This window comes from Lentisphaerota bacterium (assembly GCA_016873675.1).
In the GTDB taxonomy this organism is placed as follows: Bacteria; Verrucomicrobiota; Kiritimatiellia; order RFP12; family JAAYNR01; genus VGWG01.
In genome coordinates this window covers 1-5,985 of record VGWG01000142.1, presented here as the reverse complement: position 1 = coordinate 5,985, position 5,985 = coordinate 1, and the positions used below count along the sequence as shown (strand labels likewise).

7 protein-coding genes and 1 pseudogene are annotated in these 5,985 nt (G+C 58.0%); 4 read left to right on the top strand and 4 right to left on the bottom strand.

Going from position 1 to position 5,985, the window contains the following annotated elements; genetic code table 11:
* Positions 1–426: hypothetical protein (locus FJ222_11670; protein ID MBM4165080.1), on the bottom strand; the 426-nt coding region annotated here is incomplete at its 3' end.
* A 226-nt stretch (positions 427–652) separates the two neighbouring features.
* On the opposite strand from FJ222_11670, the gene FJ222_11665 reads away from it, so the two are divergent.
* Together FJ222_11665 and FJ222_11660 are read left to right on the top strand one after the other, a co-directional pair.
* Positions 653–1,141, top strand: coding sequence for an Hsp20/alpha crystallin family protein (locus tag FJ222_11665; protein MBM4165079.1), 489 nt, complete (start codon positions 653–655; stop codon positions 1,139–1,141).
* Positions 1,142–1,168: 27 nt separating this feature from the next.
* Positions 1,169–1,555, top strand: coding sequence for an Hsp20/alpha crystallin family protein (locus FJ222_11660; GenBank protein MBM4165078.1), 387 nt, complete (start codon positions 1,169–1,171; stop codon positions 1,553–1,555).
* Between the two features lie 25 nt (positions 1,556–1,580).
* On the opposite strand, the gene FJ222_11655 is transcribed toward FJ222_11660, so the two are convergent.
* Positions 1,581–3,461 (bottom strand): PAS domain S-box protein, encoded by a 1,881-nt coding sequence (locus FJ222_11655; protein ID MBM4165077.1) that lies wholly within the window; start codon positions 3,459–3,461, stop codon positions 1,581–1,583.
* Between the two features lie 335 nt (positions 3,462–3,796).
* Here FJ222_11655 and FJ222_11650 point away from each other — a divergent pair, with 335 nt between their 5' ends.
* Both FJ222_11650 and FJ222_11645 read left to right on the top strand, forming a co-directional pair.
* Positions 3,797–5,017: a glycosyltransferase family 2 protein gene (locus FJ222_11650; protein ID MBM4165076.1), complete on the top strand. Its 1,221-nt coding sequence runs from the start codon at positions 3,797–3,799 to the stop codon at positions 5,015–5,017.
* Positions 5,018–5,020: 3 nt separating this feature from the next.
* A complete protein-coding gene (locus tag FJ222_11645) occupies positions 5,021–5,401 on the top strand; it encodes a hypothetical protein (protein MBM4165075.1) in 381 nt (126 codons plus the stop codon).
* Between the two features lie 20 nt (positions 5,402–5,421).
* On the opposite strand, the gene FJ222_11640 is transcribed toward FJ222_11645, so the two are convergent.
* Positions 5,422–5,760, bottom strand: coding sequence for a CrcB family protein (locus FJ222_11640; GenBank protein ID MBM4165074.1), 339 nt, complete (start codon positions 5,758–5,760; stop codon positions 5,422–5,424).
* Positions 5,761–5,846: 86 nt separating this feature from the next.
* Positions 5,847–5,985: pseudogene (locus FJ222_11635) on the bottom strand (sodium:proton antiporter).

Below are 5,985 nucleotides of genomic sequence, written 5' to 3'. Positions count from 1 at the left end.
TTGTGTCAACTGGTTCAGGCTTCGGAAGACGCGCGCGCGCCCCTCAATCCGGCACGGGCAAGGAGACGATGGCCAGGCTCCACACCCCTTGGGTTTGCGGATGTAAAGCCCTTTCAACAACCGGATGGGAATATAGCTTCGGCCATCCTCCGGGGGCGCCCGCACGCCGCTTTCCGAATAATGCCGCGCAATCAGCGGGTCAAGCTCGTTCCGTCTGCGGGTCACCCGCAAGGGCAGGTAGAGGCATGTGTCCGGCTCGAACAACAGACGCCAGCGGACCGCCGCGTCGGGCAACTCCAGGGTCAGCGGATATCGGGACTGCAGGCGCTCCGTGGGGATCGGACAATCCACAACCCACCGTCTGCCCGTCCACATGACCGTGAGCGTTTGCGCGGGCTTTGTGCTTTCTTTGACTGGCACAGACATGCGCTTACCCTTTCTGTCCATGGCGCATGACCCGCCGAGGGCTGACGCGCGTTGAACGCCATGCATGCAACCAGACTGAGAGTAACAGACCAGACCGAACGTGTCACCCTATTTCCTGTGCCTATTTCCTGTGTCATAATGTCCCGCGTGTGACAGGTCTGCGGTGTCCATTTTTTCACAGATCGCCCTCACAATCCCTGCCTACCGCTCAATCCGGCCGATTGGAATGCGGTGTTTCTTTGAACGTTTTTGCTTGGCATGCCTGTTGCTAGGTATTTGTCGACAACGCCGACACAGGTCGGCAAAGGAGGATAACATGACACACTATGCAACTCTCAATCCTTGGCGTTTAATGGACGATTTCCTGGGCTTTGACTGGCCCTTGGGAGGGGCCGTCGGCTCGCTGGCCGGGATGGGCTACAGGTATCCCCGTGTCAACGTCTGGGAAGGACCAAAAGGCTGGGTTTTTGCGGCTGAGATCCCGGGTGTGGATCCCGCCAAGCTCGATGTCCATGTCGATGGCCGCGAGCTTTCTATCAAGGGCAACCGCGAGCGGGCCGATGGCGGAGCGCTGGCGTTTGAGCGCCGGTTTGAACTGCCGCAGGAGGTTGCGTCCGACGACATCAAGGCGAATTTCAGCAACGGCGTGCTGACCGTCGCCCTGCCGCGGCATCGGGCGTCCGAGCCGCGCAGGCTGACGATCGAAGTGGCGTAACGGGTGACTTCAGAAAGGAGACTGACCATGAAAACAGATGTTGTGAAGCAAGAGGATGTTCAGGTGGAGCGGCGCGAATGCCGCGACGAGATCATGCCCAATACGGCGGTGCGCCAGGACAAGGATGGGTTCCTGCTCGTGGCCGAGCTGCCGGGCGTGGACGACAAGTCGCTCCAAGTGACCGTCGAGGACAGCGTTCTGTTGATCGAAGCCGCCAACACGGTGGCGGAGCCCGAAGGCTACACGCTCGCGCTGCGCGAGATCTCGCCTGTGACCTACAAGGCGAGCTTCGAGCTCCCAGATCGCGTGGATGCCGCTGGCGTGAAGGCCTCGCTCAAGAACGGACTGCTGCGCGTTCAGCTGCCCATCAGCGAGGCGAAAAAGCCCAAGCGAATCGCCATAGCGGCGGAATGAGAAAGACACAGAGGGCGTCGCGTTTTCAAGCGACGCGACACTCGTCTTCCATCGCCTCTCTGGTCTTAGCCCCGAGGTCATTCATGGAGAACGGCTTCTGGATAAAGTGCTCGCCTTCGTCCAGCACGTGGCTGCCGGCGATCACGTCTTCCGTGTAGCCCGACATGAACAGGATCTTGAGGCTCGGATACAGGGAGAGGAGTTTATTGGATAAGACGCGGCCGTTCATCTCGGGCATGACCACATCGGTCATGAGCAGGTCGATGTAGCCGACATGCTCCCAGGCCAGACGCATGGCCTCGCCCGGTGTGGCGGCCGCCACCACGGTGTACCCCAGGTTCTCCAGCATCTTCTTCGTTGATTCCAGGATTATGGGGTCGTCTTCAACCAGCAGGATGGTCTCGTTGCGGCGCGCCACTGTCGGCGGCTCGGATTTCTCTGTTTCCTGCGCCGCTTGCTCGGGTTTTTCTGTTTCCTGCGCCGCTTGCGTCGTGTGGCGCGGTAGATAGATCTTGAACGTCGTGCCTTGGCCCGGCTCGCTGTTGACGTATATGAAACCGTTGTTCTGTTTGACAGCGCCGTAAACGGAGGCTAATCCCAAGCCGGTGCCTTTGTTAACCCGACTTTCCCCGTTCGGTCGAAAAGTATGTCGAATGGGGAAAGTCGGGTTAATGTCCTTGGTGGAGAAGAAAGGCTCAAAGAGGTGAGCGCGCGTCTCGGCGTCCATGCCGCAGCCGGTATCGCCCACGGTCAGCAGCACGTAGTCGCCGGGGACAAAGCCTGCGTATTGCGTGCAGGACTCCTCGTCGAAGGATGCCTTGGCCGTCTCGATAGTGATCTTGCCCACGCCAACGATGGCATCCCGGGCGTTGACACAAAGGTTAGCCAGGATTTCGTCGATCTGAGACGGATCCATCTTGACCGGCCAGACTTCGTTACCCGGCAGCCAGGCCAGGTTGATTTCCGCCCCGATGAGCCTCCGTAGCATCTTCAGCATGGTCTCGATGGTGTCATTGATGTTGATCACCTTGGGTGCCACAACCTGCTTGCGGGCGAATGTCAGCAGTTGCCGAGTGAGCTCAGCCGAACGTTGGGCGGCATTCCGAACCTCCATCAGGTCAGCATGCAGAGGCGTGCCCGCCTCAATCTGTTCCATGGCCAGATCGGTGTGGCCTAGGATGATCTGGAGCATATTGTTGAAGTCGTGCGCCACGCCGCCCGCCAGCCGGCCCACGGATTCAATCTTTTGCGCCTGATGGAGTTGGATTTGGAGTTGCTCCCGCTCCATCTCGGCCTTCTTGCGTTGCGTCACATCCCTCACCAACAGTACGCCCCCGCGATGCCCCTTGAGTAATCCAGTAATAAATTCCACAGGAAATGTTTCCCCGTCTTTCCGTCGCCCGGTCGCCCATCCAATATGAAATCCCTCCTTCTCGAGCGCATCGTAGATTTCATGTTTTGCCTCCGGTACTTGTCTCCGGTCAAAAAACAACAACTCCGTGTTGCGTTTGATGACTTCGTTCACTTCGTAACCAAACATTCGACTGACCGCCGGATTGACCATGATGATGTTGTGCCTGGCATCCACGACCAGCATCACGTCGGGATTAATACTGTCAATGATGTCCTCAAGATCCTCGTTGCGCAATGCTTCGGAACGCCAGCTCAAATACGAGGTCACCAGCATGATAATCAACCAGAGCACCAGGAAATTGATGATGCTGACAACAACAGGTTGATTGGCGTGCGGCTTGAAGAACGTCATGAGGAATTCGTTGAAGTTAATCGCCACACCCACAAGCGTAACGCAAAAAGCCAGCAGCAGAGAAACGACCAGTGCGCGCCATTCTCTGACCCTCCAGACCCTCAACAACAGGGGCCCTCTGTCGAGTTTTGAAATCTTCATGCTACACACTCCATCGTGCGCGCGGAATCACCTCAGCGGCCCTCACCTGAAAGGTCGCCGTCACAATACCGCTTGGCTGAACCCGCCGGACACGGCGATGCCGTCCATGGAACACGGGGGCAGAACACTGGCACGTTGGAATCATAACATATATCGTCCTGCCCTTGTGGAAAAAATGCGCGCGCGATGCTTAACACGGCGTTTTCTTTTACTCCTCTTTTATCCGCCGTGAGCCCATGACGCAGGCGTCCCTTTCGAACGAGCGCCAGAAACCGCTTTACTCCCGTCACGTATGTGGTAATATTCTTCCCGGCGAATCGGTAGAGACGGAGTGAATCGCACATGTATTGCAACAACTGCGGAAAGGTCGTCCACCCACAGGCGGTGGCGAATCCAGAGTGCGGGGGTCCGCCTCTGGTCGAAAACAAGTTCTGCCAGAATTGTGGCATCACCACCCAGGCAAATCACACTGTGTCTGGCGTGCGGGACGTGTTTTCCCTTTAACCTATGAGGCCTTCTTGAGCGATCCCATAACGAACAGTCGTCTGACCGTCTTGGTTCCTGCCTACAACGAGGGAACCACTCTCGCCGACACCTTGCGCAGTTTGCAGGCACAGACGTTATTGCCAGAAAAGGTTCTGGTGATTGACGACTGTTCCACCGACAACACGGCCGAGATTGCCCGCAGCTTCGGCGTGACCGTGCTGCGCCCGCCCCAGAACACCGGATCGAAGGCCGGCGCCCAGAATTTCGCGATGAGCTTCGTGAAAACGGAGTTCACGATGGCGATTGACGCCGACACGACATTGGCACCCAACGCCATCGAACTCTTGATGCAGGCCCTGGATAATCCCAAGATTGCGGCCGCCTGCGGTCTGGTGTTGCCCCGTTTCGTGCGCACCGTCTGGGAGCGCGGACGGTACATCGAGTACCTATTCGCATTCTCCTTTTACAAGCCGATCCAGGATTACTACGAACGGCCGCTGATCTCGTCGGGCTGTTTCTCTGTCTATCGCACCGACATTCTGCGCGCCAATGGTTGCTGGCGGACGCGCACGATGGCCGAAGACATGGACTTGACGTGGAGTTTCTACGCGGCCCATCAGGGCGTCCGGTTTATTCCGGAGGCGGTCTGTTATCCGGTCGAACCGCACAACTACGCATTCATGAGCAAGCAGCTTCGGCGCTGGTCCCACGGGTTTATCCAGAATGTCGTCGTACACTGGCGTCACTTGCTGCGTATACCCTTTTTACGCGCAGCCGTTATGATTTCTTTATGGGACGCAATTATTGCTTCCCTTGCCTACCTCGTTCTGCTACCCTGTTTGGCTGTGTTTGTCAGTCCTCTCTTCTTGCTGGGCTACCTGATCGACGCGCCGGCGGTGGCTGTGCCCGTCCTCATCAAGGCGGCTGAACGCAGGGAATTGGGAAAAGCCTTGGCTAGTTTGCCGAGCTTTTTTGTCTTGCGCACGGTCAACAGCGTTTTTCTGCTGCAGGCCATCTGGCGTGAGTGGGTGCTGCGCAAGCGGCTGATGGTGTATGAGAAAGGGCATTGAGTTATGATAGCAGGAATTCCAGGCACGGGCATTGGCGGGATTTACTATATTTTGCTGGCATTGCTGATGCCGATGCATGAAGCATGCCTGATGGTGAACGGATCCAGCAGTTGGCGTCGCTGGGGTATGATCGGGCTTCAAGTGATTCATGCGCTCGGGATTTTGGGGTCCGTCTACGGCACGGGGTGGTTGATCGCGCAGGGCGTCAACGCGATCAGGCTCCATGTGCTGGGGAGCCCGTTGGCGGGTGGAGGACAGTTGACCAATCTGGTCGCCGCCACCAGCGCCTACATGGCCATTCTGACTCTGGGCGGTGTGCTGCTCCTCGTTTACACGTTGCGCTGGACGGTGCGCCCCCCCGTGACTCCGAAACCGACAGAATAATGCGTCGGCTTCATCGGTTGTCAGATCCAGATTCCGCCGCCCGATTTGGTCAGCGCGCGCGCAGCCATGAGCCCGAGGACACAGGCGCTCATAGAGACAACCAACGACCCGCCGACATACAGGGTCGCGTGCCCGTACTCGCTGCCCCGGAGCATCTCGACTGTCTCGTCCATCAGCGCGGACAGGGTAGTAAACCCGCCACAGAACCCCGTGGCGAGCACGAGCCGACCTTCGTGCGAGACCCGTCCATCCCGCGCAGACAGCCCCGTGACCATTCCGATCACGAAGCACCGCAGAACGTCAGCCCGCTGCGGCGGCGCGGTAGCGACGTACGCAGCAGGGCATCGGATTAGCTTCACTCTTCCGGATCGCTTTCTACTGCCGCATCATAGGCATCATGTTCGGATTCAGGGGCAATTTCAAGAACACGTCGTCCCAAGACATTTATAGCCCAAGCGCCAGTAGACGCCGTTAGAAAAATGCTCAATACGGCAATCGCGAGGATCATTTCCCCTGGGGCTGTGTCCATCCCTGCTGAACGCATGGCTAGCAGCGGAGCAGAACCAATGGCGGCTTGCACGGTG